This window comes from Gellertiella hungarica (assembly GCF_014197145.1).
GTDB classification, from domain to species: domain Bacteria; phylum Pseudomonadota; class Alphaproteobacteria; order Rhizobiales; family Rhizobiaceae; genus Gellertiella; species Gellertiella hungarica.
The window spans coordinates 330,267-348,475 of sequence record NZ_JACIEZ010000004.1 but is presented as its reverse complement, the minus strand read 5'-3'; the positions used below and the strand labels follow the sequence as shown (position 1 = coordinate 348,475).

Annotated in this window: 19 protein-coding genes; 6 read left to right on the top strand and 13 right to left on the bottom strand. The window is 63.8% G+C overall.

Translation table 11 applies throughout. The features are described 5' to 3' along the window. Positions 1-193 precede the first annotated feature (193 nt). Positions 194-673 carry a DUF1772 domain-containing protein gene (locus tag GGR23_RS12970; RefSeq protein WP_183366700.1) on the top strand — a complete coding sequence of 160 codons (480 nt, stop codon included), beginning with the start codon at positions 194-196 and terminating at the stop codon, positions 671-673. Positions 674-680: 7 nt separating this feature from the next. Then, positions 681-1,334: a TetR/AcrR family transcriptional regulator gene (locus GGR23_RS12965; RefSeq protein WP_183366699.1), complete on the top strand. Its 654-nt coding sequence runs from the start codon at positions 681-683 to the stop codon at positions 1,332-1,334. 68 nt (positions 1,335-1,402) lie between these two features. Here the strand turns inward: GGR23_RS12965 and GGR23_RS12960 are convergent, their stop codons facing one another. Continuing rightward, positions 1,403-2,086, bottom strand: coding sequence for a DAPG hydrolase family protein (locus GGR23_RS12960; protein ID WP_183366698.1), 684 nt, complete (start codon positions 2,084-2,086; stop codon positions 1,403-1,405). A gap of 91 nt (positions 2,087-2,177) precedes the next feature. Between GGR23_RS12960 and GGR23_RS12955 the strand changes: the two genes are divergently transcribed. The 3 genes from GGR23_RS12955 to GGR23_RS12945 all read left to right on the top strand — a co-directional run bounded on the left by GGR23_RS12955 (position 2,178) and on the right by GGR23_RS12945 (position 4,699). Further along, on the top strand, positions 2,178-2,795 hold the full coding sequence (locus tag GGR23_RS12955; RefSeq protein WP_183366697.1) for a TetR/AcrR family transcriptional regulator: 618 nt from the start codon (positions 2,178-2,180) through the stop codon (positions 2,793-2,795). A gap of 194 nt (positions 2,796-2,989) precedes the next feature. Then, on the top strand, positions 2,990-3,205 hold the full coding sequence (locus GGR23_RS12950; protein WP_183366696.1) for a hypothetical protein: 216 nt from the start codon (positions 2,990-2,992) through the stop codon (positions 3,203-3,205). Between the two features lie 93 nt (positions 3,206-3,298). After that, positions 3,299-4,699: a hypothetical protein gene (locus GGR23_RS12945; RefSeq protein ID WP_183366695.1), complete on the top strand. Its 1,401-nt coding sequence runs from the start codon at positions 3,299-3,301 to the stop codon at positions 4,697-4,699. Here GGR23_RS12945 and GGR23_RS12940 read toward each other — a convergent pair. Beyond that, positions 4,629-5,552 (bottom strand): hypothetical protein, encoded by a 924-nt coding sequence (locus GGR23_RS12940; protein ID WP_183366694.1) that lies wholly within the window; start codon positions 5,550-5,552, stop codon positions 4,629-4,631. The two genes, GGR23_RS12945 and GGR23_RS12940, sit on opposite strands and share 71 nt — an antisense overlap. Here GGR23_RS12940 and GGR23_RS12935 point away from each other — a divergent pair. Next, positions 5,551-5,727: a hypothetical protein gene (locus GGR23_RS12935; protein WP_183366693.1), complete on the top strand. Its 177-nt coding sequence runs from the start codon at positions 5,551-5,553 to the stop codon at positions 5,725-5,727. The two genes, GGR23_RS12940 and GGR23_RS12935, sit on opposite strands and share 2 nt — an antisense overlap. Positions 5,728-5,804: 77 nt before the next feature. Here the strand turns inward: GGR23_RS12935 and GGR23_RS12930 are convergent, their stop codons facing one another. The 11 genes from GGR23_RS12930 to GGR23_RS12880 all read right to left on the bottom strand — a co-directional run bounded on the left by GGR23_RS12930 (position 5,805) and on the right by GGR23_RS12880 (position 18,204). Next, a complete protein-coding gene (locus GGR23_RS12930) occupies positions 5,805-8,015 on the bottom strand; it encodes a nitric oxide reductase activation protein NorD (RefSeq protein WP_183366692.1) in 2,211 nt (736 codons plus the stop codon). 9 nt (positions 8,016-8,024) lie between these two features. Next, positions 8,025-8,825 carry a CbbQ/NirQ/NorQ/GpvN family protein gene (locus tag GGR23_RS12925; RefSeq protein ID WP_343066682.1) on the bottom strand — a complete coding sequence of 267 codons (801 nt, stop codon included), beginning with the start codon at positions 8,823-8,825 and terminating at the stop codon, positions 8,025-8,027. A gap of 52 nt (positions 8,826-8,877) precedes the next feature. After that, positions 8,878-9,897 (bottom strand): alpha/beta fold hydrolase, encoded by a 1,020-nt coding sequence (locus tag GGR23_RS12920; RefSeq protein WP_183366691.1) that lies wholly within the window; start codon positions 9,895-9,897, stop codon positions 8,878-8,880. 82 nt (positions 9,898-9,979) lie between these two features. Continuing rightward, positions 9,980-11,311 carry a purine-cytosine permease family protein gene (locus GGR23_RS12915; RefSeq protein WP_183366690.1) on the bottom strand — a complete coding sequence of 444 codons (1,332 nt, stop codon included), beginning with the start codon at positions 11,309-11,311 and terminating at the stop codon, positions 9,980-9,982. A 79-nt stretch (positions 11,312-11,390) separates the two neighbouring features. After that, positions 11,391-12,425, bottom strand: coding sequence for an aliphatic amidase (locus tag GGR23_RS12910; RefSeq protein WP_183366689.1), 1,035 nt, complete (start codon positions 12,423-12,425; stop codon positions 11,391-11,393). A 23-nt stretch (positions 12,426-12,448) separates the two neighbouring features. After that, the gene (gene urtE, locus GGR23_RS12905) at positions 12,449-13,144 is read right to left on the bottom strand and encodes an urea ABC transporter ATP-binding subunit UrtE (protein WP_183366688.1); all 696 of its coding nucleotides are present in this window, start codon (positions 13,142-13,144) and stop codon (positions 12,449-12,451) included. Beyond that, on the bottom strand, positions 13,137-13,901 hold the full coding sequence (gene urtD, locus GGR23_RS12900) for an urea ABC transporter ATP-binding protein UrtD (protein WP_183366687.1): 765 nt from the start codon (positions 13,899-13,901) through the stop codon (positions 13,137-13,139). Before urtD ends, urtE begins: the two co-directional genes overlap by 8 nt. Beyond that, on the bottom strand, positions 13,898-15,028 hold the full coding sequence (urtC, locus tag GGR23_RS12895) for an urea ABC transporter permease subunit UrtC (RefSeq protein ID WP_183366686.1): 1,131 nt from the start codon (positions 15,026-15,028) through the stop codon (positions 13,898-13,900). Before urtC ends, urtD begins: the two co-directional genes overlap by 4 nt. Positions 15,029-15,054: 26 nt before the next feature. Continuing rightward, positions 15,055-15,924: an urea ABC transporter permease subunit UrtB gene (gene urtB / locus GGR23_RS12890; RefSeq protein WP_183366685.1), complete on the bottom strand. Its 870-nt coding sequence runs from the start codon at positions 15,922-15,924 to the stop codon at positions 15,055-15,057. Between the two features lie 60 nt (positions 15,925-15,984). After that, positions 15,985-17,232: a transporter substrate-binding protein gene (locus GGR23_RS12885; RefSeq protein ID WP_183366684.1), complete on the bottom strand. Its 1,248-nt coding sequence runs from the start codon at positions 17,230-17,232 to the stop codon at positions 15,985-15,987. A gap of 315 nt (positions 17,233-17,547) precedes the next feature. Continuing rightward, positions 17,548-18,204: an ANTAR domain-containing response regulator gene (locus GGR23_RS12880; protein WP_183366683.1), complete on the bottom strand. Its 657-nt coding sequence runs from the start codon at positions 18,202-18,204 to the stop codon at positions 17,548-17,550. Between the last annotated feature and the right edge of the window lie 5 nt (positions 18,205-18,209).

The following is an 18,209-nucleotide window of genomic DNA, read 5'->3' as shown; positions in this document are numbered from 1 at the left end:
CGTGATGTCCGGCGGGCGATGGTGCCGTAAGCGGAGAGGCCGGCATCGGACGGGGTGGCCTCGCAGACAGATATCTGAACCCTGCGGATGAACCCGATCGGCAGCCTGCCGGACCGGCAAGCTTTCGCGTTGCGCGAAATGCCGAATAGATATACACTGTATATATAACAGCTATATCGGGAGTGCGCCGCTCATGTTCCATTTGCTATGCATGGTCGCCCTGCTGCTTCTCGCGGTCACTTTTGGCCTCTCGCTCGCCCATGCGCTCGAGTTTCCGGGCAAGTTGCGCCTCGACGAACCGAGCTATCGCGCCGTTCAGGCCATCTATTACCCGGGCTTCACCATCGGGGGGCTTGTCGGAGAGGTCGGCGGCATGCTCGTCCTGGCCATCCTGCTCTATCTGGCGCCTCCCGCGCATTTCTGGCCGGTCGCCGCTGCCTTGGGTTTGCTCCTCGCATGCCACGCGACCTACTGGCTCGTGACGCATCCGGTCAACGCGGCCTGGCTGGGGCAAACCGAGCTCGGTGGCGCATCCGCCCTGTTTTTCGGGCTGTTTTCGGCACCGGAGGGGGATTGGCGGCAGATGCGGAATGTGTGGGAGTGGTCTCATGTGGCCCGCGCCGGTTTCGCAATGCTGAGCTTTCTCGCCCTGACCTTCACGGTGACCAGGTAGGACCGGCATGGATCGTACGACAACGACCGGGAACAACCCGCGGCGCCCGGATCTCTCTCGTGACAATCTGGTCGATGCCGCCATCGGACTGATCGACCGCGACGGCGCGGGCGCTTTGAGCATCAGGGCCCTTGCCGATGCCGTCGGGGTCACGCCCATGGCGCTCTACAATCACTTCAGCAGCAAGCGCGATCTCATAGCGGCGGTTGGCGAGCGGCTGATCAGGAGCACGCAGTTCGACGGTGGACATGGGGACTGGCGCGAGCAGCTCCGCTACTGCTTCGGCGCGTTGCGCCATCTGTGCCTGCGACACCCTGGCCTTCCTGACCTCCTCAAGCTCGACGGGGTTGTACCGGAGGCTGCCTACGCTCCCATGGACGTGACGAAGAAGGCGCTGCAGGCGCAGGGGATGAGCGAACTGGACAGTGTTCGCACCTTCTTCCTGCTGACCGGGTATACGCTAAGCCAGGCGGCCTTCCAATCCCATCCGACCCCGGCGCTGGCTCCCACGGAAAAGGTGAGGCGGGAAAGGATTTCCGGGCGGGGCCATGGGCCTGTCGACAGGCGCGATCCTCCGCCCGAATGGGACTTTGACGCCAGCTTCAGCTTCGGCCTCGGCATCATACTCGAAGGCATTGAAGGTCGCATCAGGGCCCGCTGATCGCGACCCCGGGCCGTTGCGAGCGTGAAGGCGCATGCATGGGCAGATGCAGGCGCGGCGATTTCCTCCTACCAGGTATCGCGTGGCCGGGGATTGGAACGGTCGCCATGGTAGAGGGAGGGGAGCGCCCTTGCCAGGTAGCTGAATTCCTGGTGGCAGTGCCTCATGAGGCCGAGGCCAATCTCATCGGAAACCGCATGCCCCGTCCGTGCCGCGTCAAGGCCGAGGGCAAAGCGGCTGCGGAGCACCATTCCGTCCGGCGTGTCGCGTGTTACATGCATCATGCGGCCGGTTACCGGAACGCCATCCGGATCGAGCGTGACGGTATCGCCAAAACCGATGCCCGCATAAACTGCCGCGGAAACCTCGCCACGCGCCATGGCATCGTCCAGTGCCGCATCTCCGAAACAGGCATGCGGGTCCAGAAAGCGGATGGTTGCCGATACCGGCGGAACATCCCCCAGGGATTCGGCGGCGCGGATGGTCGCGCCGATATAGTTCCGGCCCTTCTGCCAGACCGCGTCCCATCCGAAATGGCTCTTGTGATCGTTCGGATGCCACCAGAGAAGGTGTTCCTCGTTCTCGAAGTATTTGAACCACCAGTCGAACATCAGGCCGCTGCATCCCGGCATCAGGGTTCTGCAGGCAACCACCAGCGTGCCGGACGGAAGGCGCTCGATGCCCATCTCCAGCCGGATCGGCTGCGGGTGCAGCAATGCGGCCGGCAGGGCCAGTTCCAGATCGGTTTCCATGCTTCTCTGCTCCTTGCTATTTAGGAAACGACTATCGTTTCCTAAATGCATGTGCTAATGGCCTGGGGCGGATGTGTCAAGGAGAGGCCGGTTGGAAGAACGGAAGCGCGGGCGGCCTGCACAGGACCGGGTGGCGCAGAAAAAGCACCTGATCGCGGCAGCCACCGACGTGCTGCTGAAGGGCGGCTACGCCCGCTTTTCCATCGATGCGGTGGCCAAGGCAGGCGCCATGGCCAAGAAAACCGTCTATTCCTTCGTCTCCAACCGGGACGAACTCGTGGGATTGATCGTATCCTCCTGGACAGACAGCTTTGCGCCGCAGCCGCTCGAAAGCGGGCCGGACGGACAGGCTCTTCCGGTTCTGCTGGCGCGGATCCACCGGGTTGCCTTGTCCGGGGATGCCGTTTCACTCTTCAGGATCATCGTGGAGGATCCTGTCGCGCGGGCTGAACTCGCCCTTCCCTACAACGAGAATGGGATCGAGCGGGGCGTCCGGTCGCTGATCGACTGCCTGCGGGCGAAAAGAGGGACGGATCCCGCCCGGCTGGAACCGGTGGCGCGCGCCATGCTCGCCTGGCTGATCGGCGAGCCCCTGCGCCGCGCCGCACTGGGGCTGGAGGCACCACAGGACCTTTCCGACGAGGAGGTCCGCCATCGTGTCGACCGGTGCATCGACCTCTTCCGGCCCATGCTGGCGGCCGCGGACTGACCCGACCGCCGGTGCATTTCGGACCGCCTTTTGCTGCCGGGACGCAGTGAGTTTCGGGTCAGCGGGATCCGCCCTGCGCGGAAAATCATAAAGTCAGTCCTAAATTACATGTTTACAATTTTCCCGGGGGTGCTACTCTAGGATAAATTGTCCACATGGATATTTTATCGTTTTAATTGCGTTCGGGGGCGAACATGAATTCGTTCTGGGTCATTTTCGGGGATGATGTCGCGATCGGCAAGATCACGGCCGGATTGCAGGCCGTTCCGGCCAAGAATGCAGAATGCAAGGACGACACCTGGACGTTCGATGCCGACTGGGACACGACGAGCCGCGACGTCGCCAACCTCAGGGGCCGGATCGAAAGCAAGTCGGGCCCGAAATCCATCGTCAGCATCGGCAGCAACTGAGGGCAGGACCTGCCTCGAGACCATGCGTCTCCGGAGCCATGGTTCCGGAGAGGGCGCTTTCTTTACCAACAGAGCAAGCGGAAGGACTTTCCAATGCCTGAGAGCGAAGATTTCAACGCAAAGCTGTTCATAAAGCTGTATTCGAAGATCGCTCTCGCGCTGGGAGTGACGTCTATCCCCAGCAGCGATGTCCACGCTGTTCCGGATACCGGGAGGGGGGATCCGTCCGACATCCGACCGCCCCTCAGGTCATCTCTCGGCTATCCCGGCCAGAACCCGGAATATCTTCTGGCCATCTACAATCCCGGCCAGTATGTGCCGGCTTCGCTCAATCCCGACGAGGATGTCGACGATCGCTACGCTCTTTCCGTGCTGCTGGATGTCGTTCCGCAGTTCAGCTGGGTGTTCAAACAGGCGGCCGGCACGGTTTCCAGCAACTACCGCAGCATCCTCGACAACAAGCAGCCGCCGGTGGTGCATCTGAGCCCGGAGGAAAAGAAAAAGCTGGATGACAGCCTCCAGACCTATGACGCCTATGCCGAGGTCTATGAAGAATACTATCTGAAATATCTGGATGCGCTCGATGCTCTTGATTCGGCGAAGGCGACCTACCGGAACGACCGCTCCAAGCCGGTCCCGTCGAGCCTCTATCGTCGCTTGGATAAGGCAGAGGGCGACTGGATCGCGCGCGGCCACCGCGAGGCGGTGGAAGCGGCGGTTGCGGTGATCGCCGAATACGAGGCGATGGAGCCTGCCCTCTTCTGGAGAAAGCTGCAGCAGCGCTATGCCGCGGGAACGCAGGAGAACAGCCAGTCGAGCGAGTTCCAGCTGGTCGGTTATTCGCCCGCTTACCGGGACTGGTTCAAGGACGCAGGCTGGACAAGCTTTACCTTTTCCCAGAAGGACATGGACAACCAGTCTCGCTCCGATGCCATCGGGGTCTCCGGCAATCTCGACCTGTCCTACGGCATCTTCCGGATTTCCGGCGAAGGCAGCTACGAGAAGGACAGCGTTTATGTGAAGATGGACGAGACGGAACTCGACTTCTCCTGCGAGCTGATGCGCGTGTCGCTCGACCGGCGCTGGATGAACCCGCTGCTGTTCTGGAGCCGTGCCTGGCGCTGGGCGCCGTCATCGCCGCTCTACGGCACCGAGTTTTCGTCCGGCGGATCGATCGCGGATGCAGAGCCGCCGCAGGGGGCCATGACCGTCATCCCCACCGCCGTCATCCTGTCCCGCAATCTGCGGATCCGCGGCCGCTTCGAGGATACGCTCGTCGAGAGGATGAATCTCGAGATACGAGCGAATGCCTCGGTCGGCATCGGCCCATTCTCCATTTCCGGCCAGTTTGCGATGGAGGAGCATTCCGAGAGCGTGCGCGGTACGATCGCCGCCGACGGCATCGAGGCGCCGGACGTGCAGATCATCGCCATGATCTGCGAAGTGCTGCCGAAATGCCCTGATCCCGACAGCACGCTGCCCTGGCCGAACTGAGACACCGGTGGAGGCGTTGATGCCCTTCCCGCAGGTACCGGGTCGTCGCGCGTCGGCCGACATCGACGCACAACGCTACCTCCAGATCTACAACAAGCTTGCCACGGCCCTTTCCCTTCGCGGGGTCGTTGGCAGCGATACCGGAGCATTGCTTTCCCTCTGCCTGCCCGGCCAGGACATCCGCCCCGGCCTCGATCCCAAGGATCGGACGACGCAGTATTATGTCTCCAATGCGCTCAACAGAACGCTGCTTTGCAGCTGGACGGTCGTCCCGGGGGCTGCAACGATCAGCGACGTGTACAAGGCCGTTCTCGATGGCAAGCAGACGCCGCTCATCCGGCTGTCGCCGGATGAGCGCAAGGCACTGGACGCAGCCGAAATGCTGCTCTTTCACCTCGATGGCGGGCCGACGGAGACCTATCGTCTCTATCAGCAGTATCAGCTTGCCTATCTGGCTGCGCTCGATGCCTATGAGGGGGCGGAGGCCACCCATGCGAATGGCGGAGCGGAGGTGCCGCATCGGCTTGTCGTCGCCCGCGATGCGGCCGAACGGGACTGGATGGAAAAGGGGCACAAGAGCGAGGTGGACAACGCCATCGCAACCATAGCCGAACTGGAAAGCCGGGAGCCCGCCACATACTGGCGAAAGCTCGCGCAGCTTTACCGCCGGTACACGCTGACGCTCGACCCGGAAACGGGCGGGGAATTCCAGCTTGTCCAGTCCAATCCGCCCTACGAGCAGTGGTTCGAGCGCGAAGGCTGGTCGGACTTCACTTTCGACGACAGGGACTTCGCCAACCAGCAGGGAACAGGCGGCGGCCGACATCCGCGCAAGGCTTTCATCCGGCTGCATGGTTCGCTTCGGCCCGTTCCGGCTGACGGCGCCTCCCGGCGAAGACGGACGCATCGTGATCAAGGGCCCGCAACTGATCGGCTTCATCAGCCGCCTGCTCCCCACCTGTCCCGACCCGGATCCTCTGCTGCCCTGGCCCGCGGCGCAGGACCGGGAGCAGTTATGGCCCTTCTGAGGGGCCGACGGCAGATCTCCCCGCCTTCATGCATGGAGACTTCGGGAAAATCCGGGCTATTGCTTCGGCAAAAGGGCTCAGGACTTCAGGGAAAGGTAAATGCCGGGCAGGACCGTCGGCAGGCGGTTGACCGAATCGAGGCACAGTGTCTGGCGCCGGCCGAAGATCTGCGGCGCGCTGGATGCGCTGTTCGAGCCGAGGGTGATGCAGAAGACGTCGAGCCCCTCCCGGCGCAGTTCCCGAACGGCCATGCGGGCATCGCCCGCGAGATGGGCGGGATCGTCGACGTCGATGTCGGACGGTTCTCCGTCCGTGACCACGAGAAGCAGCCGCCGATAGCTTCTCTGCCGGGCAAGATCGCGGCCCGCGTGGCGCAGCACCGCCCCCAGACGGGTGGAGAAATCCCCCGTCAGGCCGGCAAGGCGGCCGAGCGCCGGCCGATCGAAAGGCTGCCCGAAATCCTTCACCCGCATATAGCGCACGTCCTCACGCCCGTTGGAGGCGAAGCCGGCAATGGCGAAGGGATCGTCAAGCCCGGTCATCGCCCGCGCAAGGAAGGCCGTGGAGAGGCGCTCCATCTCCAGCACCGTCGACGATCCATCCGGAAGCCGGTCGGTCGTGGATCGGGAACAGTCGATCAGAAGCAGCACCGACATGTCCCGGGCGCGGCGTTCGTGGCGGCCATAAACGCGGTTGTCCGGCAAGTCGCCGGCCCGCCTTGCGATCTGCGCGGATATGCTCGCATCCACATCGAGGAAATCCCCCTCCATCTGGCCGCGCACCCTCTGCTGGCGGCTGACGCGCGACGCCCGGATCATGCTGGAAAGCCGGTCGACAATGTCGGACCTGGCCTCCTCGAGAGCGCGGACCAGGGCGGGAGGGCCGGGGCGCACCGGATATTCGCGCACCGTGCACCAGTCCGGGCGGTACTGGCCGGCAACGGGGTCGAATTCCGGATAGCGGAAGCGGGGATAGGCGTCCTCGTCGTTAGGGGTCACCAGCCGCCCGGCAGCGCTTTCGCCCGCATCCCCCTGTTCCCGGCGGCCATCCTCTCCCTGCTGCTGCTCGATCCGGGCGCCTTCGAGCATTGCTTCCATCTCGATCGGCGCCTGGTCGTCCTGCGGGCCGAAATCCCAGATCCCGAGATTGTCATCGCGGTAGGCAGGCTGGACCACATAGGTCTTCGGGTCGAATTGCAGCCGCATCTGCCCGATGTCGTTGCCGAGGAGACCGCCGATGCGCCGGCTGAGCTGCTGGTCGTGCCTGTCGTTTTGAAATGCCTCCTCGAAAAGCGCGCGACCCTTGGCAACAAAGCCGTGCGGATCCTCGTAGGCCGGATCGGCAAGGGCCCGCGAAAGGCGGGCCATCAGCGCGATGGCGAGAGGCGGTCCTTCCGGGCGAGCCACATGAAACCGGTTCCAGAGACGCGCGAGCCCGGGCATTTCGAGGGCGGCCAGGCGCTCCACCCGCGCATCCTCGATCAGCGAGACAAGAGCGATCTGCAGCGGCTTCAGGCCCTTTGCGGGAAAGAGCGTCCGCGTATGGCGGCGATGGGCGCCGATATGGGCCAGCGCGGCGCGGTAGAGAAGCCTTGCCTCTTCCGGCGGAAAGCCCGGATAGGAGGATGGCATCCGCACCCCGCCGCCGCCGAGACCGGGACGCCTGCGCATGGCTTCGGGCGCGTCGGGGGGCGGTTCGGCAATCGGCGGGCAGAGGCCCCAGAGGGCTGTCATGTAGGGTCTCAGCTGACCCCTGAGCGTGGCGAAGCCGGTGGAACCGGGTGTGCCGCCCAGCATCCTCAAGGCCTCAGGCGTCTCGAGTGCGAAGAAGGCGGACGCCTGTCCGCTGCCGGCTGCCCGCGAGGCGAGGCCAGCGCGAACGAAGGCGTGGAATGCGAAGGGCGGGAGCGCGCCGACGATCCGCCCCATGTTTTCGAGAAGGGCAAGCGCGCTTTCCGGTGCCTTGCGCAGCACCTCCTCCACCTGCGCAACCCAAAGATCCATGTCCTCCGGCTGCCGGTAGCGCGCGGAAGTCTCGAGCGCCGCCTCCGGAACAAGGCAGGCGGCCCGCCGTCCGGACCGGATCGCCGCCAGCGAAACGGTTTTGGCCAGCCGGATGGCAAGGGCAGGACCGGCCGACATGGCGAGAGCTCCGGCGGCGGCGCGATAGGCATCCGTTACCATATCCCCGTAACCCGCAAGGGCGATCCTCTCTTCGGCAGTCCGCCATCGTTCCCGCCATGCCGGCGGAAAGGGATTATGATCGTCAAGACGGGCCCGCCCGGTCATGGCGCTTACTCACAGGCAGGCGGCGATGGCGCCCGAAAGCGCCTCGCGCAGGTCCGGGTCATCGGTGATCGGCACCACCATGGCGACCTGGCATGCCTCCTCCACCGGCACGCCCCGGGCGACGAGAAGCCCCGCATTGACGAGCATCCGCGTGGACGCGCCCTCTTCGAGCCCGTGGCCCTTCAGGTTGCGCGAGCGTTCGGCAATGCGCACCAGCGTTTCCGCCATCCGCCGCTCCACGCCTGCCTCGCGCATCACGATTTCCGTTTCCACCGCGGGGGAGGGATAGGCGAAGGCCAGCGCGCCGAAGCGCTGCTTGGTCGATTCCTTCAGGTCCTTCAGCACGCTCTGGTAGCCCGGATTGTAGGAAATGACGACCTGGAAGTCGGCATGGGCCGTGACGACCTCGTTCTTCTTCTCGAGCGGCAGGATGCGCCGGTCGTCCGTCAGCGAGTGGATGACGACGGTGGTGTCCTGCCGGGCTTCCACGATCTCGTCGAGATAGCAGATCGCGCCCTCGCGCACGGCAAGCGTCAGCGGTCCGTCATGCCAGACGGTGCCCTCCGCATCGAGCAGGAAGCGGCCGACGAGATCGGAGGCGGTCATGTCCTCGTGGCAGGAGACGGTGACCAGCGGCCTGCCGAGCCGCCAGGCCATGTGTTCGACGAAGCGGGTCTTGCCGCAGCCCGTCGGACCCTTGAGCATCACAGGCATGCGGCTCGCATAGGCGGCCTCGAAGAGTTCGATTTCCCGCCCGACGGGCCGGTAGAAGGGTTCGCGGGTGATGCGATAGGCATCCAGTATCGTCACGATTTGCCTCTCGGTTTGGCGCCGCGGACCGGGGCCCACGGCGCGGGGAAGATCAGGATGCGAGGAGTTCCTTCAGGCGGTCGTCCAGGAACTTCACGTCGACGGGGTTGGTGCCGGGACCTCCGGCGAAGTGGCCCCAGATGGAAGGGATCGGCACATAGGTGGCATTCGGCATGTGGGCCACCTCGTTGCGGCTGTCCTCGGGCGGGAAATAGAGGTCGGTCTCGCCGGGCATCACATAGGTCTTCGCCTTGATCGCCCCGAGCGCCGCCTTGAAGTCGCCGTTGTAGAGTTCGTTGGCGGATATGTCGCCATTCTGCCAGGTCCAGAGCATGGCGAGCAGGTTGTTCGGATCCTTCGGAAGGAAGAACCCTTCCCAGAAGCTGACGAGAAAATCCTCGAGCGAGGCAAAGCCCAGCGTCGTCAGATCGAGTTCCTCCCGGTAGAAGGACTGGGAAAAGCCCCAGCCGGCATAGACGCGGGCCGCGGCCCGAAGCCCCCGGTGAGGCTTTTCGCGATACCAGCCCTCGGCAAAGGCCGCGTCCGCCGTCAGCGCCGCCTTTACCCCTTCGAGGAAGACGAAGTTGTGGCGGGAGCATTTCGCCGATCCGCAGAAGGGGGCGAGAAGATCCATCATGTCGGGATAGAGCGCACCCCAGTGGAAGGTCTGGAGCCCGCCCATGGACCAGCCCGTGACGAGCCGGATGTGCGAGATGCCGAGATGCTCGGTCACCAGGCGATGCTGGGCACGGACATTGTCGCAGGCGGTCACCTTCGGAAAGCGTGCGGCATTCTGCGGCTCCGGCGTGTTGCTCGGCGAAGAGGAGAGCCCGTTGCCGAACATGTTGGGAATGATGATGAAATAGCGGTCGGGATCGAGCGCCATGCCCGGGCCGATCAGCCATTCGTTGTCGTAATGCTGGCCGGAATACCAGGTGGGATAGACGATCACGTTGTCACGGGCGGCGTTCAGCGTGCCGAAGGTCTTGTAGGCAAGCTTCGCGTTGCGCAGGATCGCGCCGTTCTGCAGCGGGAAATCGCCGAGTTCGAAGATCTTGTAGTCTGCTGTCATGATGGGTTCCTCCATGGCTGAAGATCGGTGCGCGGTGCGAGGACCTGATCGCCCCGCACCGCGCTTTCTCATCCGGATGATGTCAGGCGGACAATCCGGGGGCGGGGCTCCTGTCCCGAAGCGTGGAAAGCGCCAGGTGGGCGACCGCAGCGACGAGGCCGGCACTGATCGCGGTGGAGAGATGCGGCGCATAGAACTCCACGACGAAGCCCGCGGCCGAACCGATCGCCCAGGAGATGAAGGGCGTGGTGCGCCATTCGCGCTCGACGGTCACGCCGGGCTTCAGGAGATAGGCTTCCACCAGGAGGATCATGCCGATCGGCGGCACGACGACGCCGAGGAGCGAAAGCCACTGGATGAAGAAGGCCCAGACATTGCCCGCCGCGACCGCAATGCCGATGATGCCGAGCACGATGGCCAGAAGCCGCATTCTGGAACCCAGGATGCGCGACCAGCCGGTTGCGGCATTGTACAGGCAGTGCGAGCAGACGGAGCCGAGGTTGATGTAGAGGAACAGGAAGGCCAGCGCGCTCAGCCAGCCGATCTGCAGGCTGTTGATGTAGCCGAACATGTTGTCCGCGCCGAAGGGATTGGCATCCGGCACGGCGAGCGCCGCCGTCATGATGCCACCGACGAGCATGGCCACCAGATTGGAGACCGGGAAGGCGGAGAAGGTCGCGATCAGCGAATGGGTGCCGGTCTTTGCCCAACGGTTGAAATCCGCCGTCACCGTCCCCGCATCGATGAAGAGCGCCACGACCACGGTCAGCCCGACGCCCATGGACATGGTGGCGACGCCATTGTTTCCGGCATAGTTCCAGATGGCGTCCAAGGAGCTCGTCGAGGCCGAATGGAACACCACGAACAGGCCGAGCACGAAGAAGAAGGGCACGGAAACGAGCCCGATCAGGTGCAGGCCCCGCACCCCGATGAAGGTGATGGCGATGTAGAGAAGGCCGGCGACGATGGTCATCGCAACGTAGTTCAGGCCATAGGTGGTGGAGATCAGCGCACCCGTGATGCCGGTCTGGACCGCGAACCAGCCGAGAAGGAGCGTCGACAGAAGGCCCGAAGCCAGCGCATAGCCTTTCGTTCCGAAGACGCGCGAGGCGATCAGGGCGAAGTTCATGCCGCTCAGTGTCGCCGAAAGCCCGAGCGCACCGACATAGGCCAGCATGATGAGGTTGCCGATGATCATGGCGACCAGGGCACGCGCAAAACCCATGCCGAGCACGAGAATGGAGCCGGTCATGGCGCCGGTGATGATCATGGGAAAACCTGCCCAGACCGTCACCATGGAAAAGAGGCTGCGCCGTGCCGCCTGTGGCACGGGTACGTGTTCATATTCCTCGCCGAGCACATGGTCGGCATCCGCAACCGGCGTGGCGCCGGGATCCGTCGAACCTGTAGACATGTCCGTTCCCCTTGTTTTTGTGAAGTCGGTTCTGGCCGGGCGGGCCGCTGCGGGTCAGGCAGGCGGCCCGCCCGGGACGTCAGCGATGTGCGCTCTGGTGGGGAATACCCTCCATGGGGCACTCGTCGGTCCCGACCGTGCTGCGGGTCATGGCTTCGACCATTTCGCGGGTGCCATCCGGATCGTTCACCCACTTGGCGTAGAAGTTGTACGGGCAGGAAGCCACGCCCCTGTCGCCGTCACCGGAGTTGATCATGCCCGTGTAGCCGCGGTGCAGGAGCTTGAAGAGATGGTTCTGGGACTGGCCGTTCCGCCGTGCGTCCCGGATCGCGGAGACCGAGAGCTGGGCATACTGGATGCCGTTTTCCTCCGTGCCGCATTCGCCGAGCGTGCGCCCATCGAAGCCGATGATCGCGGAGTGGCCGAAATAGGAGTAGACGCCGTCAAAACCCGCGGCATTGGCGACCGCCACATAGACGTTGTTCGCCCAGGCCATGGATTTGGAGATCTGCACCTGCTGTTCCTTGGCCGGATACATGTAGCCCTGGCAGCGGATGATGAGCTCGGCCCCGCGCATGGCGCAGTCGCGCCAGATCTCGGGATAGTTGCCGTCGTCGCAGATGATCAGGCTGATCTTGAGGCCCTTCGGTCCCTCGGAGACGTAGGTGCAATCGCCGGGATACCAGCCCTCGATCGGCACCCAGGGCATGATCTTGCGATATTTCTGGACGATTTCGCCCTTGTTGTTCATCAGGATGAGGGTGTTGTAGGGCGCCTTGTTCGGGTGTTCCTCGTGGCGCTCGCCGGTCAGGGAAAAGACGCCCCAGACATTGGCCTTGCGGCAGGCTTCGGCAAAGATCGCCGTCTCCTCCCCCGGTATCTGGGAGGCGGTCTCGTACATTTCGGCCGAGTCGTACATGATCCCGTGGGTGGAGTATTCCGGGAAGATCACCAGGTCCATGCCCGGCAGGCCGATCTTCATGCCCTCGATCATGCTGGCGATCTTGCGGGCATTCTCCAGCACTTCGGCCTTGGTGTGCAGGCGCGGCATCTTGTAGTTCACGACAGCAACGCCGACCGTATCCTTGCTGCTGGTTATATCGCCATGGTACATCGCTCTTCTCCTTACGCGCTGGTCTAGACGACGAGGTGGGTGTGGATGAGGTCATCGCTGAGCGCGCCGATGTCGTCCGATACGGCCACGCTTCCGCGATTGAGGATCGCGAAGCGGTGCGAGGCCCGCCTTGCGAATTTGATGTTCTGTTCGACGAGGATCACCGAGAGCCCGTAGCTTCGGTTGAGATCGATGAGCACGTCCTCGATCTGCTCGACGATGTTGGGCTGGATGCCCTCCGTCGGTTCGTCGAGAAGCAGGATCTTCGGCTCCGACAGCAGGGCGCGGGCAATCGCAAGCTGTTGCTGCTGGCCGCCGGACAGATTGCCGCCCCTGCGCCCGAGAAACTCCTTCAGGATCGGAAAGAGCTCGAAGATATGATCGGGAATGGTGCGTGCCGGCTTTTCCGCGGCAAAGGTGCCGAGCAACAGGTTTTCGCGCACCGTGAAGGCGGGCAGGATGCCCCGGCCCTGCGGCACGTAGCCGAGCCCGGCGCGTGCCCGCCCATGGGTCGGCATGTCCCCGATCTCCGCCCCGTCCAGCCGCACCGATCCGGTGCTGCGCGTCGTGAGGCCGAGAATGGTGCGCAGGAGCGTCGTCTTGCCGACGCCGTTTCGCCCGAGAACGGTCAGGAACTCGCCCCTGCCGACCGTCAGCGAGACGGACTGGAGCGCGCGGCTGCGGCCATAGAAGCCGCTGAGGTCGGAAAGCTCAAGCATGGCCGATCCCTCCCGAACCGAGATAGGCCTCGCGCACGCCGGGATCTTCGGAAATCTCGTCGGCGGTGCCCTGCGCCAGCAGCCGGCCCTGATGCATGACCGATATGGTCTCGGCGATATCGCGCACGAAGCCCATGTCGTGCTCGACCACGATCAGCGTGTGCTGGCCTCTCAGGCGGTTGAAGAGTTCGGCCGTCATGTTGGTCTCGTGGGCCGTCATGCCGGCGGTCGGCTCGTCCATGAGGATGAGAGCGGGGTCCTGGGCGAGGATCAGCGCGATTTCCAGCCACTGGGTCTGACCGTGGGACAGATGGGCCGCCTGTGTGGAAAGCTCGTCCTGAAGCCCGACCAGGAGCGCCAGGCGTTCCAGCCTTTCCGTGTCCGCCCCGCCGGAAAAGCGGAAGAGATTGTGCCAGACGCCCGGTTCCCGCGAGCAGCCGATCTCAAGATTTTCCATCACGGTGAGTTCGCGGAAGACGCTGGGGACTTGGAACTTGCGGCCGATCCCGGTGCGCGCCATGCGGAACTCGCGGTAGGTGTGGATGGGCTCGCCGCGGAAGATGATTTCTCCCGACGTGATGCGCGACTTGCCGCAGATGAGGTCGAGCGTGGTGGATTTGCCGGCGCCGTTCGGGCCGATCAGGCAGCGCAGCTCGCCGGCCGCGACGGAAAAGTCGAGGCGGTCCACGGCAACGAAACCCTGAAAGGAGACGGTGGCCTGCCTGAGTGCCAGCAATTGTTCCCGGTTCCCTGTCATTGCGTGCCTCCGAGATTGGGATGGGTTTCCGGACGATGGTCGGGTTCGGTGTGGCGGGCGCTCCTCCCGTTGCCAGCCTGAGGCAGGCGGCGCACGAGGGCCTCGATAGCGCCCGCCAACCCCTTCGGCATGAGCAGCACGATCAGTACGAACAGGCCGCCCATGATCAGGGTCCAGGTTTCGAGGAAGGCTTCCGATTCCGAGAGGGCGCCCTGCACGCCCGTGACGAGGATCGCGCCGAGCATGGCGCCGATCAGGCTCTGGCGTCCGCCGACGGCGACCCAGATGACGATGGAAAGGCTCAGGGGAACGCCGAGGAAGGTGGGAGAGGCGAACTCCATGACGATCGTGTAGAGCATGCCCGCGAGCCCGGCGATGCCGGCGGAGAGGGCAAAGACGAAGGTCTTGTAGAGGGCCACGTCATAGCCGAAGAAGCGCACCCGCTCTTCCTGGTCCCGCACCGCCTGCAGGATCAGGCCGGTCTTGCTGCGCGACACCGCGAGGGCGAGGAAGAGCGTGACCGTAAGGGAGGCCGCGACGAGATAGTAGGTCGAGGCCGAATAGGCGTCGAAATCGATGCCGAGGAAGGAAAATTCCGCAAGATCGGTGATGCCGTTGAAGCCGCCCGTATAGCTCTGCTGGTCGATGATGATGAGGTTCGCCACCACCATGACCGCAAGCGTGATGATCGCCGCATAGACCCCCGCGATCCGCCCGCCGAAGATGAACCAGCCGAGCAGCGCCGCAAACAGCGCCGGAAGCAGGATTCCCGCCAGCAGCGAGAAGGTGGTGGACTGGAACGGCACCCAGATCCAGGGCAGTTCGGTCACGTTGTTCCAGACCATGAAGTCCGGCAGCCCCTCGCTGCCCGTATGGACGGGCACCGTCTTGAGCTTCAGGAACATGGCCATGCAATAGGAGCCGATGCCGAAGGTGGTCGCCTGGCCGAGATTGAGAATGCCCGCGTAGCCCCAGGAGAGGCTGAGGGCGATGGCCAGCATGCCGAAGACCAGGTAGCGCGCATACTTGTTGAGCAGGAAGGCATCGTCGACGACCACCGGCACCAGCAGGATGCACAGGCAAACCGCCCCGTAGATCAGGAATTGGCGGGTGAGTTTTCCAGACAAGGGTCAGACCTTTCCTTGACGTGCGCTCAGGCGCGGACACGCGGGGCAAACAGGCCCTGGGGCCGGAAGCGGATGATGATGACGATGGCGACGAGAACGAGCGCCTTGGCGATCGTGTCGTTGCTGAAATAGGCGAGCAGGCCCGAGGCCTCGCCGAGCACGGCGGAACTGGCGAGCGTTCCCATCAGGCTCTGGACACCGCCGAGCACCACGACCATGAAGGCATCGACCACATAGGTTGTGCCCATCTCGGGCGAGACGCTCTTGAGCGGCGATATCAGCGCGCCCGCAAGCCCGGCGATGCCCGCGCCATAGGCGAAGGTCGCCCTGTAGGCCTGGCCGGAATTGATGCCGAAGCTCGAGGCGATCGCCCGGTTCTGGGTAATTGCCCGCAGTTTCAGGCCGAAGGTCGTGTAGCGGTAGATGGACCAGGTCAGGGCGAAAAGCCCGAGTGCCACGCCGAGCACGAAGAGGCGGTAGGCGGAATCCGTGGCGCCGAGGATGTCCACGCTGCCCGAAAGGCCCGGTGGCATCTGGACGTAGCGCAGTTCCCCGCCGGCCGTCAGTCGGACGATCTGCTGGATCATCACGCCCAGCCCCCAGGTGGCAAGGATCGTGTCGAGCGGCCGGTCGTAGAGATGCCGGATGACCGTCGCCTCCAGCAGCCAGCCGAGCAGGGCGATCGCCAGAAAGATGACGAAGAGACTGGCCAGCACGTTCCAGCCGAACTGGGTTTGCAGAAGCCAGGCCCCATAGGCGCCCAGCATGACGAACTCGCCATGGGCAAGATTGATGACGCCCGTCACCCCGTAGATGATGGCAAGGCCAAGGGCCACTAGCAGCAGGATGGACGACAGGCTGAGGCCTGTGAGGATTTGCGAAACGACGAAGTCCATGGGCACCTTCTCCGCGGTTTGTGCCGGCGGCCCCTTTCGGGCCGCCGGCCGCTTGGGGGATCAGATCTCTTTCAGACCTTCGGCGGTGCATTTCTGGTTGGGATAGGCGCTGTAGGGGTTGGGCTCGAGCCAGTCGGCCGACTGGGTCAGGATCTCGAACTGCCCGTCCGCCTTGCACTGGCCGATCTTCGGCCGCAGCCAGCAATGGAGGTTTTCCGGCTCCACCTTCACGAGGCCCTGGGGAGCCTTGTACTGCTCGCCCTTGACCGCCTCGCGGATCGTCACAGGCGAGATGTCGCTTGCGGCGAGCTTCGCCACCGCCTGCTTGAACAGGTGGACCTGAAAATAGGAAGATTCCGAGACGAAGTGGGTCACCTTGTCGCCGCCCCAGCGTGAGCGGTAGGCCTCCACGAATTTCTGGTTCTCGGGGGAATCGAAGACCATGAAATAGGGGGCGGAGGTGAAGTGACCGGCCGCCGCATCGCCGCCCATGGCCGCGACCTCGTTTTCGGATGTCGTCAGGCTTGCCATCGGCATCGTCGCCGGATCCAGGCCGGCGGCGCGGTACTGGCGGTGCAGCGCCACCACGGAATCGCCCACCACGGTGGAAAAGATCACGCTGGGTTTTTCCGACCGGAACTTGTTGATGACGGAAGAGAATTCCGAGTGGCCGAGGGGCACGTATTCCTCTGCGATCACTTCTGCCCCGAGCTTCTCCAGGAGCTTCTTGCAGTAGTTGTTCTCTTCCTTCGGATAGATGTAGTTCGAGCCGATGAGATACCAGCGCTTGCCGAACTTCTCGACCAGCCACGGAATGAAGTCGTCCTGCTGCTGGTTGGGCACGGCGCCGGTGTAGATCACGTTTTTCGAACATTCGCGGCCCTCGTAGAGGGTCGGATACCAGAAGAGATTGTCCTGCTTCTCGAAGACCGGAAGCACGGCCTTCCGGCTCGCGGATGTGTAGGAGCCGAAGACGGAGACGCAGCGGTCGCTCAGGACCAGCTTGCGCGCCTTTTCCGCAAATGTCGCGGGGTCGGAGGCCGGATCCTCGATGACGGGCGTGATCTTCATGCCGTTGATGCCGCCCGCGGCATTGATCTCCTCGATTGCCATCAGCGTCGCCTTGTTCAGCGATTCCTCGATGATCGCGGTCGTGCCGGTCAGCGAGAAAAGAACGCCCACCTTGATCTCGCCATCGGCGGCATAGGCCAGCGATGCGTTGCGGGACCAGATGTGCGGAAAACCGGTCAGCGTGAGCGCGCCTGCCGCTGCACCGACCTTGAGAAAGTTGCGCCTGTTCCTGTTCACCCTCGTTCTCCCTTGAAAAAAACAGAAGGCCCCGAAGCGCTCCGCCGGATGGCAGCTCGTTTCGGGGCCTCTTCGCCACTGGATGTGAGTACGGCGTCCTCGCCGCGGGAAGTTTACGGGAAACGAGCGCCGCCATGTCCTCCCAGGCGGAACCGGTTCCCTTTGCCTCGGCTGTCGTCGGTCCCGGCGCGGGCCGGCATGAACCGCGAAGCATCAGACAAACACAAAAAAACCCCACGCTCCGCTGTTGCGGACCCGCGGGGTTTCGTCACCCTTTATGTGCGCAGCGCCTTTGCCGCGTACAATGAAGAAAGGCTAGCTCAGAAGTTCATGCGAGTCAATCACGGCGGCAGCGACGGCGCCGATGGTGACCCGCTTCTCCATGGCCTGCTTGCGCAGGAAATTGTAGGCTTCCTCTTCGCTGAGGTTTTTCAACCGGATGAGCAACGCCTTGGCGCGCTCGACGAGGCGCATGGTGCGCATGTTCTCGTCGAGCTTGTCGATGCGCCCACGCAGGCGGCGCTCATACTGGAAATGCTCCCGCGCCATCATCAGCACGGACTGGATCATGCGCGAGGTTGCCGGATAGTGCAGCAGGCCATGGGCCGCGCAATTGTGGATGAGCTTGAGATTGAGCGGCGCCTTGCCGTCGTCCACCAGGATCAGGGCCGAGGAGGGCTCTCCCGGAACCCAGGGGATGCGCTGGGGAAGGTCGTCGGACAGAAGGCAGAAGATGGCGTCATACTGCAATGGTATCTGCGCCGGCTTCGGCCAGATATGGCGCACGGCGATGCGCTGACGCTGCAGCTCCCGGATCAGGAACTCCCCGTGATCGTCCCGCTCCACGATCACCGCGACGGTAAACTCCGGAGCAATGTTGCGCGCCGTGCGGTCGTCGGGTGCCGCCCTGGTCTCCGACTTGTTGCCGATCCAGCGATCATGACCATAATCCGCCCTCGACATTTCCGGCATCTGTT